The 23,640-nt window shown below is 44.7% G+C and carries 21 protein-coding genes; 17 read left to right on the top strand and 4 right to left on the bottom strand.

Going from position 1 to position 23,640, the window contains the following annotated elements:
* Positions 1–34 precede the first annotated feature (34 nt).
* The 3 genes from NST47_RS31020 to NST47_RS31010 all read left to right on the top strand — a co-directional run bounded on the left by NST47_RS31020 (position 35) and on the right by NST47_RS31010 (position 3,382).
* Complete coding sequence (locus tag NST47_RS31020) at positions 35–1,408, top strand: EAL domain-containing protein (protein ID WP_341158585.1); 1,374 nt, start codon at positions 35–37, stop codon at positions 1,406–1,408.
* Between the two features lie 127 nt (positions 1,409–1,535).
* Positions 1,536–2,672 (top strand): cyclic dehypoxanthinyl futalosine synthase, encoded by a 1,137-nt coding sequence (gene mqnC / locus NST47_RS31015; RefSeq protein ID WP_076236341.1) that lies wholly within the window; start codon positions 1,536–1,538, stop codon positions 2,670–2,672.
* Between the two features lie 191 nt (positions 2,673–2,863).
* Entirely contained in the window at positions 2,864–3,382 is a 519-nt protein-coding gene (locus NST47_RS31010) for a GrpB family protein (RefSeq protein ID WP_341158584.1), read from the top strand.
* A gap of 387 nt (positions 3,383–3,769) precedes the next feature.
* Here the strand turns inward: NST47_RS31010 and NST47_RS31005 are convergent, their stop codons facing one another.
* Complete coding sequence (locus NST47_RS31005; protein ID WP_341158583.1) at positions 3,770–4,876, bottom strand: GGDEF domain-containing protein; 1,107 nt, start codon at positions 4,874–4,876, stop codon at positions 3,770–3,772.
* Positions 4,877–5,032: 156 nt separating this feature from the next.
* Between NST47_RS31005 and ytxC the strand changes: the two genes are divergently transcribed.
* Both ytxC and thrS read left to right on the top strand, forming a co-directional pair.
* Positions 5,033–5,920 carry a putative sporulation protein YtxC gene (gene ytxC / locus NST47_RS31000; RefSeq protein ID WP_341158582.1) on the top strand — a complete coding sequence of 296 codons (888 nt, stop codon included), beginning with the start codon at positions 5,033–5,035 and terminating at the stop codon, positions 5,918–5,920.
* Between the two features lie 389 nt (positions 5,921–6,309).
* Positions 6,310–8,250, top strand: coding sequence for a threonine--tRNA ligase (thrS, locus tag NST47_RS30995; RefSeq protein ID WP_341158581.1), 1,941 nt, complete (start codon positions 6,310–6,312; stop codon positions 8,248–8,250).
* 69 nt (positions 8,251–8,319) lie between these two features.
* Here thrS and NST47_RS30990 read toward each other — a convergent pair whose 3' ends face one another.
* Positions 8,320–9,072, bottom strand: coding sequence for an MBL fold metallo-hydrolase (locus tag NST47_RS30990; protein WP_341158580.1), 753 nt, complete (start codon positions 9,070–9,072; stop codon positions 8,320–8,322).
* A 33-nt stretch (positions 9,073–9,105) separates the two neighbouring features.
* Positions 9,106–9,765: a hypothetical protein gene (locus NST47_RS30985; RefSeq protein ID WP_341158579.1), complete on the bottom strand. Its 660-nt coding sequence runs from the start codon at positions 9,763–9,765 to the stop codon at positions 9,106–9,108.
* A gap of 316 nt (positions 9,766–10,081) precedes the next feature.
* Between NST47_RS30985 and NST47_RS30980 the strand changes: the two genes are divergently transcribed.
* The 3 genes from NST47_RS30980 (at position 10,082) to NST47_RS30970 (ending at position 11,445) form a co-directional block, all read left to right on the top strand.
* Positions 10,082–10,669: a 3D domain-containing protein gene (locus NST47_RS30980; RefSeq protein WP_445667418.1), complete on the top strand. Its 588-nt coding sequence runs from the start codon at positions 10,082–10,084 to the stop codon at positions 10,667–10,669.
* Positions 10,670–10,740: 71 nt separating this feature from the next.
* On the top strand, positions 10,741–10,881 hold the full coding sequence (locus NST47_RS30975) for a hypothetical protein (protein ID WP_341158577.1): 141 nt from the start codon (positions 10,741–10,743) through the stop codon (positions 10,879–10,881).
* A gap of 222 nt (positions 10,882–11,103) precedes the next feature.
* A complete protein-coding gene (locus tag NST47_RS30970; protein WP_341158576.1) occupies positions 11,104–11,445 on the top strand; it encodes a hypothetical protein in 342 nt (113 codons plus the stop codon).
* A gap of 92 nt (positions 11,446–11,537) precedes the next feature.
* Here the strand turns inward: NST47_RS30970 and NST47_RS30965 are convergent, their stop codons facing one another.
* Positions 11,538–12,836 (bottom strand): ammonium transporter, encoded by a 1,299-nt coding sequence (locus tag NST47_RS30965; RefSeq protein ID WP_341158575.1) that lies wholly within the window; start codon positions 12,834–12,836, stop codon positions 11,538–11,540.
* Positions 12,837–13,063: 227 nt separating this feature from the next.
* On the opposite strand from NST47_RS30965, the gene NST47_RS30960 reads away from it, so the two are divergent.
* The 9 genes from NST47_RS30960 (at position 13,064) to NST47_RS30920 (ending at position 23,639) form a co-directional block, all read left to right on the top strand.
* Positions 13,064–13,480 (top strand): YugN family protein, encoded by a 417-nt coding sequence (locus NST47_RS30960; protein ID WP_341158574.1) that lies wholly within the window; start codon positions 13,064–13,066, stop codon positions 13,478–13,480.
* A gap of 241 nt (positions 13,481–13,721) precedes the next feature.
* Positions 13,722–15,293, top strand: coding sequence for a S1C family serine protease (locus NST47_RS30955; protein WP_341158573.1), 1,572 nt, complete (start codon positions 13,722–13,724; stop codon positions 15,291–15,293).
* A 146-nt stretch (positions 15,294–15,439) separates the two neighbouring features.
* Positions 15,440–16,132, top strand: coding sequence for a response regulator transcription factor (locus tag NST47_RS30950; protein WP_076234602.1), 693 nt, complete (start codon positions 15,440–15,442; stop codon positions 16,130–16,132).
* A 1-nt stretch (position 16,133) separates the two neighbouring features.
* A complete protein-coding gene (locus tag NST47_RS30945) occupies positions 16,134–17,660 on the top strand; it encodes a sensor histidine kinase (RefSeq protein ID WP_341158572.1) in 1,527 nt (508 codons plus the stop codon).
* A gap of 23 nt (positions 17,661–17,683) precedes the next feature.
* The gene (locus NST47_RS30940; protein ID WP_262687182.1) at positions 17,684–18,646 is read left to right on the top strand and encodes a 4-hydroxy-3-methylbut-2-enyl diphosphate reductase; all 963 of its coding nucleotides are present in this window, start codon (positions 17,684–17,686) and stop codon (positions 18,644–18,646) included.
* A gap of 13 nt (positions 18,647–18,659) precedes the next feature.
* Entirely contained in the window at positions 18,660–19,187 is a 528-nt protein-coding gene (locus NST47_RS30935; protein ID WP_341158571.1) for a DUF2062 domain-containing protein, read from the top strand.
* Between the two features lie 179 nt (positions 19,188–19,366).
* Entirely contained in the window at positions 19,367–20,410 is a 1,044-nt protein-coding gene (gene aroF / locus NST47_RS30930; protein WP_341158570.1) for a 3-deoxy-7-phosphoheptulonate synthase, read from the top strand.
* 251 nt (positions 20,411–20,661) lie between these two features.
* Positions 20,662–22,086 (top strand): type I glutamate--ammonia ligase, encoded by a 1,425-nt coding sequence (glnA, locus tag NST47_RS30925; protein WP_076234587.1) that lies wholly within the window; start codon positions 20,662–20,664, stop codon positions 22,084–22,086.
* 236 nt (positions 22,087–22,322) lie between these two features.
* The gene (locus NST47_RS30920) at positions 22,323–23,639 is read left to right on the top strand and encodes a DUF1800 domain-containing protein (protein WP_341158569.1); all 1,317 of its coding nucleotides are present in this window, start codon (positions 22,323–22,325) and stop codon (positions 23,637–23,639) included.
* Position 23,640: the final 1 nt, after the last annotated feature.

Genomic DNA, 23,640 nt, shown 5'->3' with positions numbered 1-23,640 from the left:
AAATGATTTCAACCTTAGTCAAAGGGGGAGAACAATGCAGTCTGCCTTACAGAAGTGGAAAGAAAGATTGAAATACCTGTACCTTCTTCCTTTATCCAACGAGTCTTTGAAATATTTCCCCCCAGACTTTACTATCCGTGATCCCATTGTATCGATGATTAAGCAGTACCGTCGAAAAGGGCAGCCCATCGGTATGATTTTATTTTATATGGAGGAGTTTCACCATTTATTTGCCACTCATCCATACCCCTATATTCAAAATCTGCAGAAGCTTGTACGTGAAAAGCTGCTCGAAATACTACCCCGTTACTTCAAAAGCTCAAACCTTTTAGGCATTAAACAGTTCGCAAGCGATGATTTTTGCATGTTTATTAAGGAATATCCTGGCTTTAGCTTTGACGATTTGCAGCGCAAAGCATTGTTGATGCGGCAGGAGCTGGAGCAGAGCCTGCGTATTCCGATGCGGCCCCATGAGGATACGATCTACTCCTTTCAAACGGGATGCCATATCATAGGAATGGATATTGAAAATACGGAAGCCGCGATTCGCAGCTCTTACCATTATGCATTAGCGATTGCGACAAAAAAGCTGCCTTCACACTTTTCCAAGTCCAAACAAGAGCTGCTTGATATTATTGATATGGAAAAAATTACCGTGCTGGCTCAGCCGATAATGAGTTTGAACAGCGGTGAAATTTTTGGATGGGAAATATTGACGCGCGGCCCATCGAATTCGGTTTTTCATACGCCTACAGAGCTTTTTGATTTTGCCTACCAAGCTGACTTATTGTCCAAAATGGAATTTATTGTAATGAAAAAAGCATTCGAGGAAATAAGCAAACGTGGCATCCGTGAACAAGTATTCATTAATGTAACCCCTGTGACATTGTGTCATCCTTTATTTTTAAATCAACTTCTAACGGTTTTGTCGGCTTACGATAATATATCGGCTTCGCAGATTATATTGGAGATTACGGAGCGGCATTCAATTCGCGATTTTGCTTACATGGGCGCTTTGATGGCTAATTACCGTTCGCATGGCTTCCGATTCGCTGTAGATGATGCAGGAGCTGGTTACTCCAGCTTGCAATCGATATCCGAGCTTATACCCGATATCATCAAGATCGATAAATCCGTTATACAAAATATAGATCAACTCGTGGTGAAGCAGTATTTGCTGCGTGCGCTGTTGTTATTTGCCGAGAATATTAATTGTCAGGTCATTGCCGAAGGTATAGAAAGTCAAGGAGAAGCGGATATTCTATATGAAATGCATGTGCATATGGGACAAGGGTTTTATTTTGCAAGACCTGAACCGATCGTTGCTTATCAGGAACGTATGCTGCAATGTCGTTCTATTACGGAAAAAATCCAGCAAAACCGTCAAATTTGCAGCGTAATCGCATAACCATGACTATGAAAAGTTTGTGAATGGTAAGCACTGCTTGCTCGTTCACAGGCTCTTTTTTAATGACGGGGCTTTTTTATTGTGATACGATAGTTATATGATAAACCTCAAAAGGAGTGAGCAGAGAATGAGTTCCATAGACCACATCCTTGATCGTGCTGTCGCGGGAAACAGAATCAGTCTGGAAGACTGTGTAAGCTTATATGAATCCGATCAGATCGAAAAGATGGGCCATGCCGCCAATCAGATCATGTTAAAGCACCATCCAGATCCAATCACTACTTTTGTTATTGGTCGAAATATTAATTATACGAACATCTGTGATGTATACTGCCGTTTCTGTGCTTTCTACCGTGCGCCTGGCTCCAAGGAAGGCTACGTGCTGCCGGATGAAACGATTTTCCAAAAGATCCAGGAAACGCTGGATGTCAGAGGTACGGAAATATTGATGCAGGGCGGAACAAATCCGAATCTGCCTTTCACTTACTATACAAATCTGCTTCGTGAGATCAAGAAACGTTTTGATATTACGATGCACTCCTTCTCACCAGCGGAAATTATGAAAATGAAGGATGTCTCGGACGGTCTAACGCTTGAAGAGGTCATTCGTGAGCTGCATGCGGCTGGTCTGGACTCCCTGCCAGGCGGCGGAGCTGAAATCCTCGATGATCGTACCCGTAGAAAAATCAGTCGGCTGAAGGGCTCCTGGCGTGATTGGATGGACGTAATGGAAACTGCACACCGCATTGGGATGCATTCCACGGCTACTATGGTTATTGGCTTCGGTGAAACGTCTGAGGAGCGTGCTACGCACTTGCTGCGCGTTCGTGACGGACAAGATCTCTGTATCTCCAATGGTTGGAATACACCAGGCTTCCTGGCCTTTATCTCCTGGACATTCCAGCCAGACAACACCAACATGAAGGGTGAGAAGCTGGGTCCCGAGGCTTACCTGAAAAATCTCGCGATCAGCCGAATCATGCTCGATAATATCCCGAATTTCCAATCGTCCTGGGTGACGATGGGGCCAGAGGTCGGCAAGCAATCGCTCCATTATGGATGCAACGACTTCGGAAGCACGATGATTGAAGAAAATGTTGTATCCGCGGCAGGCACCACACACAAGGTTAATATCGGATCGACACTTGACCTTATTCGTCAGGCAGGCAAAATCCCTGCACAGCGCAATACGAAATATGAGATTCTGCGTATGTTCGATGATGTCAACGAAAAGATCGATTTTGATTTTGTAATGCAGAACTAGACCCTTGATAAGGGAAGAACGGACGCAATAGGGTAGAAACTTCTAACTACAACGCTTATCTAATATTAAATCCGAAGGAGGATTAGTATGGATAAGCGTTATTTGTCGTGTGGCCAGAAGTGTACGTGGCGACAATCCAGATGATACAATAGGAATAATAAGGAAAAACAAAGAGTCTAGGAGTTGAAAATATGCTGGGCTTACCTAAAGGCAAGGTTTTTCTAGTCCCATGGACAGTACAATGGGAAAAGGAATTTCTGTTAGAGAAACAGAGCATACAATCCGTATTGGGTGAGTGTCCTTTAGCAGTTCATCATATTGGAAGCACGGCTGTCAAGGGTTTAAGTGCAAAGCCGATCATAGATATTGCTATCGAGGTTATGAGGTTCGAAGATGGAGTAAAATACGTTCCTGACTTGGAGAAAGTTGGCTACTCATATAAGGGAACAAATGTCCTTCCTGAAAGGCATTATTTCAGCAAAGGTGAGCCAAGAACTCACCAGATACATATGTTCCAAACAGGCAGCGAACATCTAAAAAGGCAAGTTGCATTTAGAGATTATTTAAATCAAAATGCCAGCGACCGCAAGGCTTACCAAGAACTCAAGGAGAAGCTGGCCATTATTTATGAGACAGACAAATTGGCATATGCAGATGCAAAATCAAACTTCATTCATAGCATGATGTTGAAACTTGGATTTGAAAACTGAACAAGTGAATCCTATGTAACACTTGTTAAACTGGATTTTGTTAACTAAAGTTATTTAAATTTACGTCAAATTGCAGGGATATCACTTATTATGTAGAATCTTGTAAAAAATAGCATACATATATCATATATACCGGATTCATGGTGGCTATTACAGGGTTAAGTCAAGGAGACGAGATAAAAATGATTGTTCTGTATTTCATTTTTGCACTTATCTCATTCTACATATGTTATCGTTGCTACGAGACTATGCAAGTCGCGTTATTTTTATTTGGTTTTTATTCATGTGTCGCATGGCTGGTTGCTGTTACTAATGAGGTTGTTCAGTATTATAGATGATATAAGAAGGCCTGTGGTCAACAACAAAGAAGGCAACGATCTCCAGCGATTACTGGACCGTTGCCTTTTTGTTACCTGTACAAATAATCGTTTGATTGCGACCGCTTCTTTTGGCTTCATACAGTGCTTCGTCCGTGCCTTTGAACAGCATTTCTTTCGTAATTCCCTTTTGAAAATCATAAACACCGATACTAATCGTTACTGCTTGTCCATTCAGCTCCTCATGAGGCTGCGCGGCAATTTGTTTGCGAATGTTCTCTAAGTTTAGAGTAGCCTCCTGCAGATCCATATCGGTAAAAATAATCGCGAATTCCTCTCCACCATAGCGCGCAGGGAAATCGTTCAGGGAAACCATCGTTTTTATGGTCAGTGCTACCTTTTTTAACACGGCATCTCCTGCCCGGTGTCCAAAGGTATCATTTACTTTTTTAAAGTGATCAATATCCAACAAAGCGAGCTGAAAGGAAAAGTTATACCGTTCTCCCTGTTCGATCAGTTTGTCCAGATATTCATGAAACGACATATGATTATACAGATCGGTCAGTGCATCGGTTTTGGCCAGCTTGTCCATAATCACGTTGCGAACTAGCAGGTCTTGGCCCGATTCCAACGATGATTGAAGATGCTTCAGCAGTTCCTTGCCGCGGCTCATAATCCCAAGTGCTACTACTAGGCCCCCTAATAATACTCCTGTAACCGCGATTATATCTGATATGATCCATGTGGTTTGTTTATCCAATACTCCATATAGCACATAAAAGCATGACAAACTGAGCAAATAAGAAAACACCACTTTGCTGGTTTGGAAGTAAAAGATGGATACGAGAATGGGGAGAAACAAGGTAGTCAATAAGGTATTGACGTGGGGAAATGAGTAGATCAGTCCGCTGGAAATAAAGGCAGCCCCGATAATAACGATGTAGTCTTTACCTCTCTTTGCCCATTTGTGAACGGCTTCAATGACTAGCAAGCCAAGGCACAGCCATAAAGTATTCAGAGTAATAATGGGGACGATAACGAGGGAAGTGGAAAACCAGGCAATAATATCATATACACATGTAGAGAAGATAGCTAAAGCGATAATTAGCCAAAATCCGGTTAATAATTTTCGATTCCATCGTGGTAGATCAATTAATTGGAATAAATCAAAACCCATGTTTTCCAATCACTCCATTAATTACACTTTTCTAATTTCTTAACTATACCATGGGAAATTGTTGTTTGTATATATGCCTGCGAGGGACCATATACTTTAACATGAGAAGTGTGAAAGAAAGGAGTGGATGAGATGAAGCTATTCGCCTTTACTCTTATGAAAACCCCCGATTTATCCATAAATCAGATACAAAATCGGTTAGCGGCGGCTTTGAAAAAAACATACAAGGAGGATGCTTGGGTTAAGCTTTCGAGCCATCGTGAGTATTCGGTCATTGAAGCAGCTGGGAACAGGAATCGTTTTTCCACAAAGCAGCAAATAGATGCGTTGTACCAATTAGCTGCGGAGACCGCGGCGGATTGGGTCATTCAGGATGAGGAAGAGAAACGGATTCGACAGCTTATTATCGATGAATTCCATTACGGAAAAGAAGAGGATATCAGGGATATTTTGAGCTATCTGAAGCCAGAGCTCAGTGAGGATAATCCAGAGCAGCAGGAAATGCGGACACGCCGTAAGCTTAAGGTTAGCCAGCAGCTATTTTCCTTGCTGAAGGATTGCAGCGATTTGAATCTGGATGGATTTATGCGTTTCCGCTTCAATGACTATATGCAGGAATTACGTGAAATTGTGGAATATGCCGTAGATGAGTATTTGATGGATCGACAGTACAAGGAGTTTATTTCACTGCTGCAATATTTTGTATACATCCAGGAAGCAAAAATTCCATTTGCACACCTGATACATAAAGGCGGCAATGAATTTGAACTGCTTAACGACCATATGGAAGCCATAGATACCAGTGAAACGAATGCTACCTTGACGATGGAGCTGCTGGAGAAGGATGTTAATTTTGAAGATTTGATTGTAAGCACGCTCATTTCCGTATCACCGCAATTGATCTACATCCATACGAGAGAACCGGATCTGCAAATTATTCAAACGATTTCGCAGATTTTTGAAAATCGTGTTGAACTGTGTGAATATTGCGGATTATGTCATAATCTTGACCGTTTCGCGGTATCGGATTATAATAAGAGCTAAGACTAGAATCAAAGACAACGATGTATGGCGTGCTGTACAGAGATAGGAGACATTGGCTGCAAGCTCCTTCGGTTAACGACATTCATTTACCCCTTTGTAGTTGCGATATGGAACACGGATTGAATCGATTATGGACGATCCGTAAGTAAATATGGCCGGCTCATTCCCGTTATTGAATGCTTTTGAGGATTCGTTCAATTGGATTTATGTCTATGAACGAATTGAACTAGGGTGGAACCACGAGACCAAGCGCTCTCGTCCCTTACGGGATATGATGCGCTTTTTTTGTTGTCTAAAAAGGCAGATGCTTACGAAGTAAGTTTTCTACGAAAACCAGGTAGATGCTTACGAAGTAAGTTTTCTACGAAAACTCTAAGGAGGTCAAATCAATGGCGGTAAAGGTTACATTTCCTGACGGAGCGGTTAGGGAGTATGAGCAAGGGACTACGATTGAAGAGGTAGCCGGCTCGATCAGCTCGGGTTTGAAGAAAAATGCAGTGATTGGTAAAATTGATGGCAAATCGGTTGACTTGAACACACCTATCAGGCAGGATGCTGCACTGGAAATTATCGTATTGGACAGCGAGAGCGGTCTAGAGGTATATCGGCATAGTACAGCGCATCTGATGGCGCAGGCGATCAAACGTATTTATGGAGAAAAGGCAGTAAAACTCGGTATCGGTCCTGTCATTGAGGATGGTTTTTACTATGATATTGATTTGGAAACGCCGCTTACACCAGAGGATCTGACTAAGATCGAAAAGGAAATGGAAAAGGTAGCTCAGGAGAACTTCCCGATTCGTCGTCGCGAAGTCAGTCGTGAGGAAGCCATTCGTATATTTACTGAAATGGAAGACCCTTTAAAGCTGGAATTGATCCGTGATTTGCCGGAGGACTCTGTGCTGACTATTTATGATCAAGGCGAGTTTTTTGACTTGTGCCGCGGCCCGCATTTGCCTTCAACTGGACGTATTAAAGCGTTCAAGCTGCTTAGCGTTGCTGGTGCTTACTGGCGTGGTGACGCAAAAAATAAAATGCTGCAACGTATTTACGGAACAGCCTTTCTGAAAAAATCCGATCTGGATGAGCATTTGCATCTGCTGGAGGAAGCCAAGAAACGCGACCACCGTAAGCTGGGTAAAGAGCTGAAAATGTTTACCTTCTCCCGTGAGGTTGGACAAGGCTTGCCATTGTGGCTGCCGCATGGAGCCAAGCTGCGTCGCACGATGGAACGCTATATCGTCGATCTGGAAGAGCGTCTTGGCTACCAGCACGTCTACACGCCTGTACTAGCCAATGTGGAGCTGTACAAAACCTCTGGACACTGGGAGCATTACCAGGAAGACATGTTCCCCAAAATGATTATGGACAATGAAGAGCTGGTGCTTCGTCCGATGAACTGTCCGCATCATATGATGATCTACAAGAGCGATATGCGCAGCTACCGTGATCTGCCGGTTCGTGTGGCCGAGCTTGGGATGATGCATCGTTATGAAATGTCAGGAGCTCTGACAGGCTTGCACCGTGTGCGTGCAATGAATTTGAATGATGCTCACATTTTCTGTCGTCCTGACCAGATCAAGGAAGAGTTCAGCCGGGTTATTACTTTGATCCGTCAGGTTTATGAGGATTTTGGTATTAAGGAATACCGTTTCCGCTTGTCCTATCGTGATCCTAAGGATACCGAAAAATATTTTAACGATGATGCCATGTGGGAAATGTCTCAGCGTATGCTGAAAGAGGTTGTTGAGGAGTTGAATATTCCTTACTTTGAAGCAGAAGGCGAAGCAGCTTTCTACGGTCCGAAGGTGGATGTGCAGATCAAGACTGCATTGAAAAAAGAGGAGACTCTCGGTACCGTTCAGCTCGACTTCCTGCTGCCTGAGCGCTTCCAGCTCGAATATGTGGGTGAGGATGGTCAAAAGCATCGGCCAGTCGTTATCCACCGTGGCGTAATTTCCACTATGGAGCGGATGACAGCGTTCCTGCTTGAGAACTTTGCCGGTGCACTGCCGACTTGGCTTTCTCCGGTTCAGGCTAAGGTTATTCCTGTTTCAACGGCTTTTGAGGATTATGCCAAGAAAGTCGAAGAGAAGCTTCAACTGGCTGGTGTTCGCGTGGAATCCGATTTGCGTAATGAAAAGCTGGGTTATAAAATCCGTGAGGCACAGCTGGAGAAAATCCCTTATATGCTCGTTGTAGGTGAAAATGAAATGAACAACTCCAGTGTGTCTGTCCGTAAACGCGGCGAAGGTGATCTGGGTGTTCAGAACTTGGATAGTGTAGTAGCGATGATCGAGGAAGCTATTCGCAACAAGGTGATTGATTAATAAAGCTAAACGGACCAATCCTTCAGGGAGCTGGTCCGTTTTGTATTTCTGTTGGTGCTTGTATATGCTTTAAGCGTTTGCCAATTGCTTTATTCGCTGATTGATATCTCTTCCTTGGTACAGCCCTCCGTGGTAGCAAATAACATTTTCTATATCAAATGATTCCAGCTTCTGCAGCGACTGTATGGCTAGCCGGATATCCAGAGCATGCTCAGGAGTCGGACCCTGCAATTGTCCGTCAATAACGACCAGCGCATCGGCTGCAATTAAGGTCTTGCTCGCTTTGTGATACAGGCTAACATGTCCTGGGGTATGGCCGGGAGTATCGATAACGATAATACCTCCACAGTATGGCAGCTCCTGTTCATTTTGAATAATATTATCGACCTGAGCTTTTGGTGGATTTTCAAGAGCTGATCTGAATGCTTTGCGCCATTCCAAGGGTATCTCCGCTGGCAAGGATGCGACAGCAAGCTCGATAGCTTCCGGTGTAATCTTTAATAATTGTTTTTCGCCTTGGATGTACGGCTGTTCCAGCTTGTTGGCTGAGACTGTAATGGTCTGAGGGCTGTCTGCTAATATATGGGCCAAGCTGCCGATATGATCTATGTCCTGATGCGTAATAATAATATGTTTGAGCCGATCCCAGGACACATCCTCTTGTTCCAAGGCTTCACGAAATTTGGGCAGCTGTCCCGGATAACCTGTATCTACCAATATGGCTGATTGATGGTCCCATAAAAGTGTCGGATATATGGTGTCGAGCTTCCCCATTACTACTGCTGAAATTTCGAGCATCGCGATTCCTGCTGCTATTTTCATAGTAACCCTCCAATCATATTGGATAATGAAGAACTATGTGTCTTGTAATTGGACAACAATTTTGTGGCACAGAAACGATGCTGCAAACCCGGATACGGCATCCAGTTGGACGCGAATATGTTCGCCCTCGTATGCGAAGCTCAGCTGCAAACAAATATTGCATTCCTCGGCCGGGGATATGTTCTCCTGCTGGATGTCTTCGAAATAAAGATCTAAATGCTGTTCCAGCCCACCTGTGGATGTATGCCTGATTGTTACGGACAAATTCTTCGGTAGGTTACTCCGCTCCTCGGCTGCCATACATACCTTCGTAATTTCATCGTAATGAAACGGGGGGAATAAGCCAAACCTGTCGACAACATTCTGAGCTCCTTTGATAGACATGAGCGGTGAGAATATGCGTTCGATCCGATGTGCGTTCCATAGATGGGACTCATAATGGGGGCTCGTATACAGCAGGATGGAATCAGGACCGCACGCTACTGCCGTTCCGATAAAAGCTGCCCAGGTGGGCTTATCCCATTCACCTACGGTTATCATAATCTGATCTTGAGTACGCAAATTTGGCAGATCCGTGTTGAAATGCAGTCGGAAGCCTTGTGCCTGTACCTGCCAATCGGTATTTGTGGCCAAACAGATTTCTTCCCGTTCCACGGATCGAACGCTAACGTTCCACACCGATTCATTTCCCATTCGTTCACCTCCAAGTTGTGTCGCGAAGACAATGAACTTTATGTATCATAATAGTGAACTGAGAGAGAGTAGTCAATAATAAAATATTAAATTATAACATAAAAATAATTTTTTGTCAATAAGTATAAATACTTATTTTGTGGAAGTTTTGAGTCGATTTGGCGGAGTGGTATATTTTTTTTCCATTTTGGAGAACCTCCTGTAGTAAGGGGTGGTATATCCAAGTATGTTACCTAAAGCGGTAAATCATGCAAAATGGATCTGCGTAGCGACTATAATGATGCTACTAATCATGATTTTTGAGAAGGAAGAACAAATGACAGTTTCGAGTTGGAGTGTTATGGAGTCTGCTGTCATGCAACAATCGTATTCGGAGCCTGTCAGTGTCGCAGCTGTGGAGGTAAAAGATTCGGGGCCTGTGAAGGCGAAGCCGGAATCGGCCGAGCTTCAAACATCTGAGGTTAAATACTCACGTACGAATAACTATAGCAAATTGCCTAACTTGAATCAGGATTTGTCCAAATACACAGCGACAGAGGTTGTTGCTACAGGCTATTTTGCAGGGAAGGAATCAACCGGGAAAAATCCGGGACATCCCGAATACGGGGTGACGTTCTCAGGCCTAAAGGTGCAGCGCAACAAAAATTCACTCTCAACCATCGCGGCCGATCCGACTGTATTCCCAATAGGTTCTGTGCTCTACATACCTGGTTACGGATATGGAGTTGTTGCGGATACCGGGAGTGCGATCAAAGGAAACCGGATCGATCTTTATTTTGAAACAAAGGATCAGGTCTATAAAGAATGGGGTAAAAAAACGCTGCATGTATTTGTCGTGAAAAAGGGTGAGGGCAAAATAACAACAGTGATGTGGAATCAATTAGAGGACGAATTGTTGCTATAAGTTACCAAAAAATAATAACATAAAAAATTACCTCGCTACCCATACTATGTTTGTACGGGAGGTGATCATCCATGGCAAAAAACAAAAATAAGAAGCAACAAAATGATACCGAGTTTTCCCAAGAAATTCTAACCAAAAACAGCAATAGTACAGCTGCGGGTTCTCAGAACGGAACCACTAATACGAAGCCAAATATGAACAGTAGTAAGTAAAGCTTACAGGAATAGAGGAATAGCAGGGAGTCGGCAGGGAAAGCTTGCCGGCTTTTTTGATGTTTCTAGATAATAAGGCTATTTTCCAAGGTTGGATTTCAAAAAAAGAGGTTTTCAAAGCTGAAAATTTAGTGTAAAATAACAATATTGTAATGAAAGTTCACATGGAAAGATAGGTGATGTTCCATGATTAATGCTATATTAACAGGGAGTTCGATTCCAGTGATTCAACGAAAAGCAGCCGAAGTATACCCCTTTTTAGAGTCATATATCGCTCGCAAGGAAACTCAAATTGCCGAGATCGAACAAATCATTGATCGATATGAGAAAAAAAGGCTGATGGAAGAAAGGAGCTATCAGTCTATGTCATCTTTACGCCGGATGTTTACGGGGAAAAAGCCTGATCATCATGCGGCGGTAGAGTATATCCATTACGTAAAAAGACCGATGGCTCAGATCCGACAGCTGCGTGTAGAGCTGGAACATGCAAAAGCGATTATGACAAGCAGTAATCCGGGTGATTTGATTGCGATCAGTTATGATCTGGACAAGGAATTGCAATAGCTTAATTATGCTTGCATTCATATCGTTTGTTATAGGTAAGGGGATTTTCCAAAGTCACTTGGGAAATCCCCTTTTCATGATGATAGACTCTGTTATCCGCGGCTGTTTTTCAGCTTGGTTAGCTCGATGAAGTCGTCATCCTGACTGTAGGCGGGAACGCCATGAATACCGACATCCAAACCTACTAGCTCTTCATCGCGGCTGACGCGCACCGGAACAATCTTTTTGATCAGTTTGAAAGCAATCCAGGTGAGGCCGAAGCCCCATATGGAGACTGTAATAAGGCCGAGAGTTTGGACGCCGAGCAGACTCCATCCGCCTCCGTAGAATAAACCGCTGTAGCCTTGTCCGTATCCTGCTGTAAGCTCAGGTTTGGCAAAAAGGCCGATTGCCAGAGTTCCAATGCTGCCACTGACTCCGTGGACGGCAAAAGCGCCGACAGGATCATCGATTCGCTTGGACTCCAGAAATTCAGTTGCGAATACCATGGCAATGCCGCATACAGCGCCAATCAGAATCGCAATGATGTCGCTGACGAACGCGCAGCCAGCCGTGATTCCGACTAGGCCTGCTAACGAACCGTTAATGACCATGGGTGGATCAGCTTTGCGATAACGAAACATAGTGAACAGAATGCAGGTTGCACCACCGGCAGCAGCTGATAACATGGTTGTCACGGCGATGTGGCCTATCGTTGCGTTTGTCGCGCTTAGTGTGCTCCCTGAGTTGAAGCCGAACCAACCGAACCAAAGAATGAATGCGCCAACGGAGGCTAACGGTAAGTTGGAGGGGGGAACAATATTGGGGGTTCCGTTATCGGCAAATTTGCCAATGCGTGGCCCTATGAACAACGCTGCAGCTAAAGCGGCGAAGCCTCCGAGCGCATGTATGACGGCTGAACCGGCAAAATCGATCATTCCGAGCTTTCCAAGCCACCCGCCTGTACTCCATACCCAATGTCCGGCAATTGGATAAATCAGTCCCGTCATTGCAATCGTATATAGGATATAGGCGTGGAAGTTGATACGTTCCGCTACAGCTCCAGATACAATAGAGATAACTGCAATAACGAACGCGCATTGGAATAACCAAAACGTATCATGTGAGATTGTGAGATCAATGTGAGAAAGATCGCCGCCGAGCATAAAACCGCTGGTTCCGATAAATCCGGATATATCCTTGCCGTGCATGAAAGCGAAGCCAATAAAGAAAAATACAAGAGCGCCAAAAGCGATGTCGACAAATACCTTCATAATGATGCTGACTGCATTTTTTTGTCTGACAAAACCTGCTTCCAGCAAGGCAAAACCGCCTTCCATCAGCAAAATCATCGCGGCCGTAAGAACAACCCAAATGGTGTCCAATCCACTGGCCAATGTGGATAAATCCATATCGTTTCATCTCCTTAGTACGTACATTCTAACCGTTCATCGCCCATAATTATACGTTTCTAATGATAGTTATGTCAACGGATTACGTAAGATAAAATGACATATAAAAGTGATTATTCGATGTTATGTAAGAAGGCTATAGAGCGTACATATTTTGTCGGATTATTGCGTACTCTAACGTAAAATGCGTCTGGACTATAATTACGACTATTAATAGGAGTGAGCAGATGATACCGATACAATCCGTTCTGACGAATTATGAGGAACCGTTTGATGAAGTGAGCCGACAATTACACCAATTTGAGTTCACGCTTGGTGGAAACTGGGATTATGATCATGGTTATTTTGACCGTTATTTGGATGACGCACATCAAGTATGGCTTCGTATCCCTTTTGAAGTCACCCACGGTACTTTGGATGGTGACACAGGTGCTACAGATGCGATCATTTGCATGGGTACGCCTTTCGTATTGAAGCATATCTATAATGATGGTTTGGATAAGGAAGCGCATCTGAATGTATCCGGAGCATTAATTGATCAGTTTCAGGAGCCAATCGATAAGGATGCTCCTGTTGAGGACAAGTGGGTAGCGGCAGCCAAGGATATGCTGGGTAAGGTGGAGCAGGTCTGGAAAGTACATTAGAATAATTAGACTGGTGAAGCTCCTGAGAACCTGAAAGTAGACTTTTAGAGTGCATGTAATCATGTGTAAAGAAGATTGGCTGTGCCTCCTATCCGAAATCACGGATCAGGAGGTTTTTTTGCGATTTCATTTAGGCTCTTTTTATTTTTCCTTAAGGTTTCTTTAAGGTTTCGGGTCCAATATAAGAGCAAGAGAAACAAACATATAACAATCTTAGAACCTTACCAAGGAGGGTTTTACAATGGAAGATAACAACAACAACAATGAATTTTTGCGTCGCCCCAGTGGCGAGTCCACGAATGCTTCATCCAATGATGGAGTTGAAGCGGACCAAGCAGGTTCTAACCAAATAAAGCAAGACCGTCCGTCCCACTACTATTCTTACGGGCCTTATAAATCAACTATGGGACATGACGAAATAGCTGCATCTGATACCACTGCCAATTCGAACGAAGGAACGACGCCAGTTGAAGTGACACCACCGCGTCCGGTTCGCCCTTTTTCCTACAATGGCTTCGAACCAAGTCAGGAGCATCCGAGTAACAATTGGCAGCATGATAACAGAAAGAAAGGTTCTTCTGTGAAAGCCGTCTTTTCCGCTTTTATGGCAGGTGCCGTATTGGTGGGCGGATTAATGTTCGCTTCCGATAAAATGAATTGGTTTACCAGTGGTCCAAGCGCATCGAGTAGTGCTTCCGCTCCAGTGGCAAGCAAAGCTGCCGCGGCTCCGACAACTGGTAATGGGGGTGTTAAGGAAGCAGCCATCGATCTGGGCAGACCTACCAACATCGCTCAAATTGCTGAGCAATCGGGACCGGCCGTAGTTAAAATAGAGACGAAGGTAAAGGCCAAGAGCTCCCGTGGTGGCAGTTCGCTGATGGATGATCCGTTCTTCCGTCAATTCTTTGGCAATAATGGCGGGGGTTCACAATCACAACCGAAAAGTGGTACAGACCAGCTGCAGCCTGCGGGGATGGGAACCGGATTTATTTTTGAAAAATCAGGCTACATTTTGACCAATGAGCACGTTATCGACGGTGCCGATGAAATTTGGGTAACGGTTGAAGGCTACGAGAAGCCATTTAAGGCGACGCTGTTGGGTAACAGCTACGATCTGGATTTGGCAGCTCTAAAAATCGAAGGCACCAAAGATTTCTCATCGCTGACACTAGGCAAAGCAGAAAATACCGCTGTAGGTGACTGGGTAGTTGCCATTGGTAATCCATATGGCTTCGATCATACCGTAACGGTGGGTGTGCTGAGTGCCAAAGAACGTCCGATTTCGATTCCGGATTCACAAGGAACTCGCAACTACCAGCATTTGCTGCAAACGGATGCTTCGATCAATCCGGGTAACTCGGGCGGACCTTTGTTGAATTTAAATGGTGAAGTGATCGGGATTAATACGGCTGTTAGTGCGCAAGCCCAAGGTATTGGTTTTGCGATTCCGACAAGTACAATCTCTTCTGTACTCGATAATCTGAAAAATAATGTAAAAATTCCGAAAGAGCCAGCACCTTATATCGGTGTGAAGCTGTCGGATATCGATAAAGATTGGCTGACAGAGCTGAAGCTTTCCAACAATGAAGGTGCCATCGTATCCGAAGTGGAACGCAAGAGCCCTGGGTTTGTAGCAGGTCTAAGACCTTATGATGTCATTACCGAGGTTAATGGAGCCAAAGTTAAAACATCACAGGAGCTGGTTGACGCGATCAAGAAGCTTAAAGTAAAGGATCAGGCTACATTAACGGTAATGCGTGACGGCAAGAAAGAAACGATCACTGTGACCATTGGCGACCGTAACGCGGAGTAAGGTTGGCAATTAGGTAATATCGCAATAAGGTTTGCGGTAGTTAGTGGTACAAGAAGCAGAGCGGAGCATACTTGCGGGTTGCTCCGCTTCTTTTTGTAACGAGTACATTTCTGCTACAATGTTAAGCATGGGGGGACTGTTATCGTATGAGAGAAAAAATACTAATTATTGATGATGATGAAAAAATCACTTCGATGCTGAAGCGTTCACTGGCATTTGAAGGTTATACAGTGTTTACCGCTCATCATGGGATGGACGGGCTCAAACAAATATTGGAGAACGACCCGGATACGGTTATTTTGGATGTGATGATGCCCCAATTGGATGGATGGGAAGTCGTCCGCCGTATTCGTGAGGGCGGAGCCTCTGTGCCCGTTCTGATGTTAACAGCGAAGGACGAGATCGGCGATCGTGTAAAAGGTTTGGATATGGGTGCTGATGATTATTTGGTCAAGCCGTTTGCATTAGAGGAGCTGTTGGCGCGGGTAAGAGTTTTACTGCGAAGAAGAAGCGCGGAGAAATCCGAACAGCCAACGAACAGGCTGCAATACCAGGATGTGTTTATGGATATGGACACACGCGAGGTGTTTCGGGGAAGCCAGCTAATCGAGCTGACCACCAAGGAGTTTGACCTGCTGCACCTGTTTTTACAAAACCCGAAGCGGGTTTTATCTCGTGATGTCATTATGGAAAAAATCTGGGGTTACGATTATAGTGGTGAATCCAACGTGCTGGAAGTGTATATTGCACTCTTACGTCAAAAAACGGAGGAGTACGGTCACAAACGGATGATTCAAACCGTTCGTGGAGCCGGGTACGTGTTGAGAGGAGAGAGCTGACGTGTCCATTCGTCTGCGACTGACATTATGGTACTCAGGCATTTTGTCTGTTGTGTTACTTATATTTGGTTTAGGCTTGTACGGCTTGGTTTACCATTACTATTTTCAAACGGTAGAAGAAGATCTTCAGGAGCAGGCCGAGAAGGTATTCTCTCGCATAGAGCCCCGGATGACAATGACCCTGCGCGGTGGAATTACCCCTGATTTTGTATTGCAGGGGCGAGACATCATTAATAATACAGGAAAATATTACCAGGTGGCCAACTTTGAAAATGGGAATATAAGCCGGTCTGAAAATTTGAGCCAGCTTAATTTGTCCTTGCCTGAATTGACTAGCGCCAAGAAACAGCGGTTAGTGAATGAAGGCTATTTTATTGAGCATACACGAATCGAAAATCTGAATGTGTTCATCTACAACAGAGCGGTTCCGCTAGTGTTGAATGGTCAGCCTCAGCTGGCAGGTGTGTTTCAAGCTGCGGTGTTTTTGCAGGCGGATGAGAAGCTATTTACCTTGCTGCGGAATATACTGCTCATAACGGCACTCGTAACGGTGATGCTGGCTGCTTCACTGGGATGGTATCTGGCCCGTAAAGCGCTGAGACCGATTGAGCAGGTTATAGCTGCAACCAATTCGATTGAAAAAGGTACGGATCTGCACAATCGAATCAATTATTATGGTCCCAACGATGAGATTGGACGCTTAACGGCTACAATTAATGGCATGCTGGGTCGGTTGCAGCATACGTATTGGGAGTTGGAGGAAGTGAACCAGACCCAACGCCGATTTGTATCCGATGCTTCGCATGAGCTGCGAACTCCATTAACAACGATTCGCGGCAATGTTGATTTGCTGGAAAAAATGTGGAAGCGAATGGCAGATAGCGGCATGCAGCAGGATTCGGAACAGATCGAGATGTCTTTGGAAGCTATGCATGATATTGCAAGTGAAGCGGCGCGAATGTCTCGGCTTGTTAACGACTTGCTGTCGCTCGCCCGTGCAGATGCAGGCTTTCAAATCGCCAAAATCGAACAGGATATTTTACCGATTGTCGAGGATGTTGTCCGCAAGGCTCAGCTGCTTCCGAGGACGGTGGAATGGTCATCAGGAGATTTAAGTGCGTTGCATGGTGTTCAGGTTTATGGAAGCCGCGATTACTTGCAGCAGCTGCTGTTTATTTTTATTGAAAATGCCTTCAAATACACGGAAGTTGGTTTTGTTAAGCTCGATTCCTTACGTACGGACAATCAAATCGGGATTCGGATTGAAGACAGCGGATTAGGTATGGATAAAGAGGAAGTGCCTTTGATTTTTGAGAGGTTCTACCGAGCTGATCTGTCACGCGGCAAAACGGCTGGAACCGGGCTGGGCTTATCAATTGCCAAATGGATTATTGATGAGCACCAAGGCTCTATTGAGGTCAAGACAACACAGGGTGAGGGTAGTATCTTTATCATTTGGCTTCCTATTACTGTCCCCTCGGATTCATCTGATTTGGGCATTTCCATCCCAACGGATAATCAAGTATAATATAGGGGAAGGTGGGTGCCAATATGGACGTTATTAAAATTACGCCCCGCGGATATTGCTATGGAGTTGTAGACGCAATGGGGCTTGCTATGCAGACAGCCAAAAATTTGAATTTACCAAGACCGGTGTATATATTAGGGATGATTGTGCATAATGCACATGTCACCGAATTTTTTGATAATGAAGGTGTCATTACACTTGATGGGCCGAACAGGCTGGAGATTCTGGAAACCATTGAAAAGGGTACAGTTATTTTTACGGCTCATGGTGTTTCGCCAGAGGTTCGTAAACGGGCCCGTGACAAAGGATTGACAGTAGTCGACGCGACTTGCCCAGACGTAACCAAGACCCATGATTTAATTAAAGAAAAAACTGCTGAAGGCTATCATATAATTTATATTGGCAAGAAGGATCATCCTGAGCCTGAAGGGGCTTTGGGCGTTGCTCCTGATTATGTGCATCTGATTGAACGGATCGAGGAAATCGAACATCTGGAGCTGCCTACGGATCGGATCACGATTACAAACCAAACGACGATGAGCCAATGGGATATCAAACACATTATGAATCGATTACTGGAAAAATTCCCGACCGCCGAAATTCATAATGAGATTTGTCTGGCTACCCAGGTGCGTCAAGAGGCGGTATCTGAGCAAGCGATGGATGCCGATCTGGTAATTGTAGTGGGAGATCCTCGCAGCAACAATTCGAATCGACTGGCACAGGTATCGGAAGAGATTGCAGGTGTCAAAGCTTATCGGATCTCTGACGTTTCCGAGATTCAGACGGAATGGCTGAAATCGGTTCGTCGTGTTGGTTTGACCTCAGGAGCCTCCACACCGACACCGATCACCAAGGAAGTATTGACCTTTCTGGAAAATTACGATCCACAGGATGCGGCTACGTGGGAGATCAAGCGTACTGTGAATATGAGCAAATTGATTCCGTACACCAAAGAACGAGTGGTTGCCAAATCGAGTACGTAAGGGATGAAGGCATATGCAGCGAAAATTAGCTACTACCAAGAAGCCTTTTCAATTGCGGAATGTGAAGCGATGGTTTAAGTACAAATACTTGATGCTGACACGTGCTGAAGGAGGCCCTGGCCTTGTTGCCATGGGGTATTCAATTGGGTTGGCGGTTGAAATGTTTACACTTCCCACTGCAGGTCTGGCTTTCTTTCTGATTTTTCCTTTGATCTATATATTCCGTGCGAGTATGGCGGCTGCTCTAATCGGGTTTGTTTTTGGCAAAATCATCTATCTGCCTATGACCTACTTCCATTTAAAGGTAGGTAACTGGTTATTGCCACACGGGACTCGAAAGCAGCTATGGGCTTTTTTACCGGATTGGATGGATTTCTTTGTGAAGTCAAATTTGAAGCTGCTCGTTGGCGGGGTTGTCGATGGAATTATACTCGGTATTCTGTTCTATTTCCCGATCAAATGGCTGCTGATGCTCTATACGGCCAAGCGCAAGCAAAGACGTGAAGAGAAGAGAGCAAGCCTTCTCAATAATAGTCACTAAGCAGATTCCAAGGGCTTCTTTATTTCGATAGATGTTTCTATTGACGAGAAGCCCCTCTCGTTGTACAATTGCTTTAGTGATTAAAAGCTTTGAAGCGTATAAGCGTTGAAGCGTGTTAGTGCTTGGACTTCATTAATTAAATTATTAAGGTTCATAATATATAATAGGAGTGATTAGTCATGATCGTAATTATATCCAACAAAACCTCGGAAGAGCGTATTCATGAAATTGTCGCACTAATTGAGAAAAATGATGTTCAGGCTCATGTGTCCAAAGGTGTGGATCGCACAGTAATTGGAATTATTGGCAAAGCTCATCCCAAGCTGAGCGAACAAATTCAACAAATGTCAGGTGTTGAGCAGGTAGTAAAAATCTCGAAGTCCTACAAGCTGGCCAGCCGCGATTTTCATCCGGCAGATACTGTTATCAAGATCAAGGACGTGGAAATTGGCGGCGAGCAGCTCGTTATTATGGGCGGCCCCTGTGCGGTAGAAAATGCAGAGCAAATTGATGAAATTGCCCGTTTGGTCAAAGCCGCAGGAGCACAAGTGCTGCGTGGCGGAGCGTTTAAACCAAGAACCGGTCCGTACAGCTTCCAGGGCGTAGGTGTTGAAGGTCTGGTGATGATGGCTGAAGCCGGCAGAAAACACGGACTGTTGACGATTACGGAAGTTATGACTCCCGAATATGTAGATGTGTGTGCTGAGCATGCCGATATTTTACAGGTAGGTACACGGAATATGCAAAATTTTGATTTGCTGCGCAAGCTGGGAACGATCAAGACCCCTGTACTGCTCAAGCGCGGATTCAGCTCTACCTATGATGAGTTCCTGAATGCAGCTGAATACATACTGGCTGGCGGCAATCCGAACGTCATGCTGTGTGAGCGGGGCATTCGGACCTTTGAAACCTACACACGGAATACGCTTGACCTGGCTGCGATTCCTGCTCTTCAAACGCTTAGTCATCTACCGGTTATTTCCGACCCGAGCCATGGAACAGGACGCCGTGAGCTGGTGGAGCCCATGTGCAAAGCATCTGTAGCTGCCGGGGCTAATGGATTAATCGTTGAAATGCATACCGATCCGGACAACTCGATGACGGGTGACGGGGTACAGTCCCTCTTCCCTGAGCAGTTTGCCAAGCTGATGGTTGATTTGGAGAAGCTGGCACCTTTATGCGGAAGACGCTTCGATACCGTTAAAGAACCTTTTCAAGCTTAAGTTCATAGTCCTCTGCGACAACATTCGACTTGGTCTCCCGATTCTTGGGAGACCAAGTTTGTTTTTGTCGAAAATGTGAACAGAAGATAGGTCGGGTGTAAGCATACCTTACACCTAAACAAAAATACCTGACATAAGTATTGACGATTAGCGAGGGAAAGTTTTATAATATGAAAATGAATTAATAAAAAACTTGAACAATGTTCGAACAAATGATGTGAAATGTTCGGATTTTAGGAGGTCAATAGTCTATGTCAGCTCAAAATGTATTGAACATCATTGCAGAAAAAGGCATCGAGTGGGTGGATTTTCGTTTTGTGGATCTTTCCGGTAGAGCGCATCACATTTCCTTACCAGCTTCTGAAGTAGAAGAGGAAACGTTTGTAAATGGGGTAGCATTCGACGGTTCTTCCATCCCGGGCTTTAAAGGTATTGAAGAGTCCGACATGGTTATGCTTCCTGAAACAGATTCCGTGTACGTGGACCCTTTTACCGCACATCCTACCTTGATTGTAATCTGTAACATCGTTAATCCTGATGGCACATCTTATGATCGCGATCCTCGTGGAATTGCTGTAAGAGCAGAGGAATACCTGAAAACTGCAGGCGTTGGTACAACAGCTTACTTCGCTCCTGAATCCGAATTTTTCATTTTTGATGAAGTTCGTTTCAAAAGCGGACAAAATGAATCTTCTTACTTTGTAGATTCCGAAGAAGCACACTGGAACTCCAACCGTAAAGACGAAGGCGGCAATCTTGGCTTTAAAGTGGGTCACAAAGGCGGCTATGTTCCTGTAGGTCCTACGGATTCCCAACAAGATATTCGTAGCGAAATGTGCCGTTTGTTAATGGAAGCGGGACTTCGTATTGAGCGTCATCATCATGAAGTTGCAACTGCCGGACAAGGCGAAATCAACTTCCGTTTTGACACTTTAACTAAAACAGCTGATAACTTGATGAAATATAAATATATCGTGCAAAATACAGCTAGACAATATGGCAAAGTAGCAACTTTCATGCCAAAACCATTGTTTGGTGATAACGGTAGCGGTATGCACGTTCACCAATCGATTTTTGATGGTGGCAATCCCCTTTTCTACGAAAAAGGCGGCTATGGTAACTTAAGTGAAATGGCTTTGAACTATATCGGTGGTATCCTGTACCATGCACCAGCTTTGATCGCTTTGACGAATCCTTCAACCAACTCGTTCAAACGTCTGGTTCCTGGCTACGAAGCACCGGTTAACCTGGTATTCTCCAAAGGTAACCGTTCGGCTGCAGTTCGTATTCCGATTGCTGCTGTTACACCTAAGGGCTGTCGTATCGAATTCCGTACACCTGACTCCACGGCTAACCCGTACCTGGCATTCTCCGCAATGCTGATGGCTGGTCTGGATGGAATCAAGAAGAAAATCGATCCTCGTGCTCTGGGCTATGGTCCACTGGACAAAAACATCTACGATCTGACTGACGCTGAAAAAGGCGAAATTCGCAGCGTACCAGGTACGTTGGATGAAGCTTTGAATGCTCTTGAAGCTGACTATGAGTTCCTTGTAGAAGGCGGCGTATTCACAAAAGACTTTATCGACAACTACATCGGTTTGAAACGTGAAGAAGCAAAAGCAGTATCTATTCGCATTCATCCGCATGAATATTCCTTATACTTTGATCTGTAAGATTTCGCAATTATATGATGTTGAAACCCTCGGAGCTTCTCCGGGGGTTTTTGTGTTAGCTTTTCTTCCTAAATAACCCTGAAACATATGCTATTAGCCCTATTTCAGCGATTTTGCTAAAACCGAAGGAAATCTTTACCGATATTATACAACAAGAGCCGGACTCGTCACTTTTTTGTAATAAATCACCAGTATAATGAAGACTAACAAACATCAGCGGGATGGTGGTACAGAGTATGGGAGCAGCCTGGACAGAGCATGAAGTGGTCCATCTATTAAACCGCACTGGATTTTATACGAGTAAAACAGATATTGAAGCTTGCTTGTCTCTGGGGCAGGCAGAATCCGTAAGACGGCTTGTAGCCGGGGAATCGTTGACAGGCAAGACGGCTTCACTGCAATCGATCACCGAGTTGACGGCTGACGGCAAGGAAATGAAGGCGGACTCCATTGGTGATCAGCAAACCTATTGGCTGTACCGAATTTTAAATACAGAGGCACCACTCATCGAAAAGATGACGCTTTTCTGGCACGGGCATTTTTCTACCTCCTTTTCCAAGGTTAACGATATTCCGCTTATGCTAAGGCAAAACGAGCTGTTCCGTAATTATGCATTGGGTAATTTTCATGAGCTTGTGCTTCAGATCGGTAAAGATCCGGCGATGATGATCTATCTCGATGTGAATAGCAACCGCAAGGGGAAGCCGAATGAAAACTATGCGCGTGAAGTGATGGAGCTGTTTACGCTTGGCATTGGCAATTACACGGAGCAGGATATTAAAGAAACCGCACGCTCGCTGACTGGCTGGTCCTATGATCGTAAGGAAGGTCAAGTTAAATTTAACAAGGGTCAATATGATGCCGCCAACAAAACGGTTCTTGGAGAAACCGGTGCTTTTAACGAGACCACTGTAGTCGATGTTTTTTTCAAGCAGGAGGCATTGCCGCAGTTCATAGCCAAAAAGCTGTTGAAATGGTTTGCAGTGGACGAGCCATCACAGGAATGGGTGGATCTGGTTGCGGGTGATGTGTCCAAGGACCAGACCATCGGAGAGGTACTGACGAAGCTGTTTATGTCAGACGCCTTTTATAATCCGGAAATACAGGGTGCCCTGATCAAGACGCCGATCGAATATGTTGCCGGAATTTTGAAGGCTTTTAATATCCCATTATCGAAGGGCTTTACACAATCGGCGCGCAAGATGGGGATGGAGCTGTTTCTTCCTCCTGATGTAGCGGGGTGGAGAGGGGGGACGACCTGGCTGATGACGACCAATTTGCTCTCTCGCTTCCAATTTGCTGAATCGATAGCCAAGCGTTTGAAAAACAATTTGCTGACGAGTAAGGAATATGCGTTGGACCCGTTGTCCAAGCCGGAGGATTATGTGCGCCAGTATGCGCAAAATGCGGGTGTGTGGAATATGGGAGAGCTGTCCGCGAACACGCTGGCCAAATATGCGAACGATACCTTTGTATATGCCAAGCAAAAGAACAACGGAATGAAGGGACTGCTGCAGCTTATTATGATCAGTCCTGAAGCCCAAATGAAATAAG

Source organism: Paenibacillus sp. FSL H8-0034 (genome assembly GCF_038000305.1).
In the GTDB taxonomy this organism is placed as follows: domain Bacteria; phylum Bacillota; class Bacilli; order Paenibacillales; family NBRC-103111; genus Paenibacillus_S.
Note: the sequence above shows the minus strand (reverse complement) of the source record. Positions and strands in the feature narration are given on the sequence as shown.

Coding starts and splice junctions, on each gene's coding strand:
- NST47_RS31010 (WP_341158584.1), top strand. CDS start 2,864: ATGCTGGGCTTACCTAAAGGCAAGGTTTTTCTAGTCCCATGGACAGTA.
- NST47_RS30955 (WP_341158573.1), top strand. CDS start 13,722: ATGGAAGATAACAACAACAACAATGAATTTTTGCGTCGCCCCAGTGGC.
- glnA (WP_076234587.1), top strand. CDS start 20,662: ATGTCAGCTCAAAATGTATTGAACATCATTGCAGAAAAAGGCATCGAG.
- NST47_RS30940 (WP_262687182.1), top strand. CDS start 17,684: ATGGACGTTATTAAAATTACGCCCCGCGGATATTGCTATGGAGTTGTA.
- NST47_RS30985 (WP_341158579.1), bottom strand. CDS start 9,765: ATGGGAAATGAATCGGTGTGGAACGTTAGCGTTCGATCCGTGGAACGG.
- NST47_RS30965 (WP_341158575.1), bottom strand. CDS start 12,836: ATGGATTTATCCACATTGGCCAGTGGATTGGACACCATTTGGGTTGTT.
- NST47_RS30935 (WP_341158571.1), top strand. CDS start 18,660: ATGCAGCGAAAATTAGCTACTACCAAGAAGCCTTTTCAATTGCGGAAT.
- NST47_RS30975 (WP_341158577.1), top strand. CDS start 10,741: ATGGCAAAAAACAAAAATAAGAAGCAACAAAATGATACCGAGTTTTCC.
- NST47_RS30980 (WP_445667418.1), top strand. CDS start 10,082: ATGACAGTTTCGAGTTGGAGTGTTATGGAGTCTGCTGTCATGCAACAA.
- NST47_RS30920 (WP_341158569.1), top strand. CDS start 22,323: ATGGGAGCAGCCTGGACAGAGCATGAAGTGGTCCATCTATTAAACCGC.
- mqnC (WP_076236341.1), top strand. CDS start 1,536: ATGAGTTCCATAGACCACATCCTTGATCGTGCTGTCGCGGGAAACAGA.
- NST47_RS31020 (WP_341158585.1), top strand. CDS start 35: ATGCAGTCTGCCTTACAGAAGTGGAAAGAAAGATTGAAATACCTGTAC.
- NST47_RS31005 (WP_341158583.1), bottom strand. CDS start 4,876: ATGGGTTTTGATTTATTCCAATTAATTGATCTACCACGATGGAATCGA.
- aroF (WP_341158570.1), top strand. CDS start 19,367: ATGATCGTAATTATATCCAACAAAACCTCGGAAGAGCGTATTCATGAA.
- ytxC (WP_341158582.1), top strand. CDS start 5,033: ATGAAAACCCCCGATTTATCCATAAATCAGATACAAAATCGGTTAGCG.
- NST47_RS30960 (WP_341158574.1), top strand. CDS start 13,064: ATGATACCGATACAATCCGTTCTGACGAATTATGAGGAACCGTTTGAT.
- NST47_RS30990 (WP_341158580.1), bottom strand. CDS start 9,072: ATGAAAATAGCAGCAGGAATCGCGATGCTCGAAATTTCAGCAGTAGTA.
- thrS (WP_341158581.1), top strand. CDS start 6,310: ATGGCGGTAAAGGTTACATTTCCTGACGGAGCGGTTAGGGAGTATGAG.
- NST47_RS30950 (WP_076234602.1), top strand. CDS start 15,440: ATGAGAGAAAAAATACTAATTATTGATGATGATGAAAAAATCACTTCG.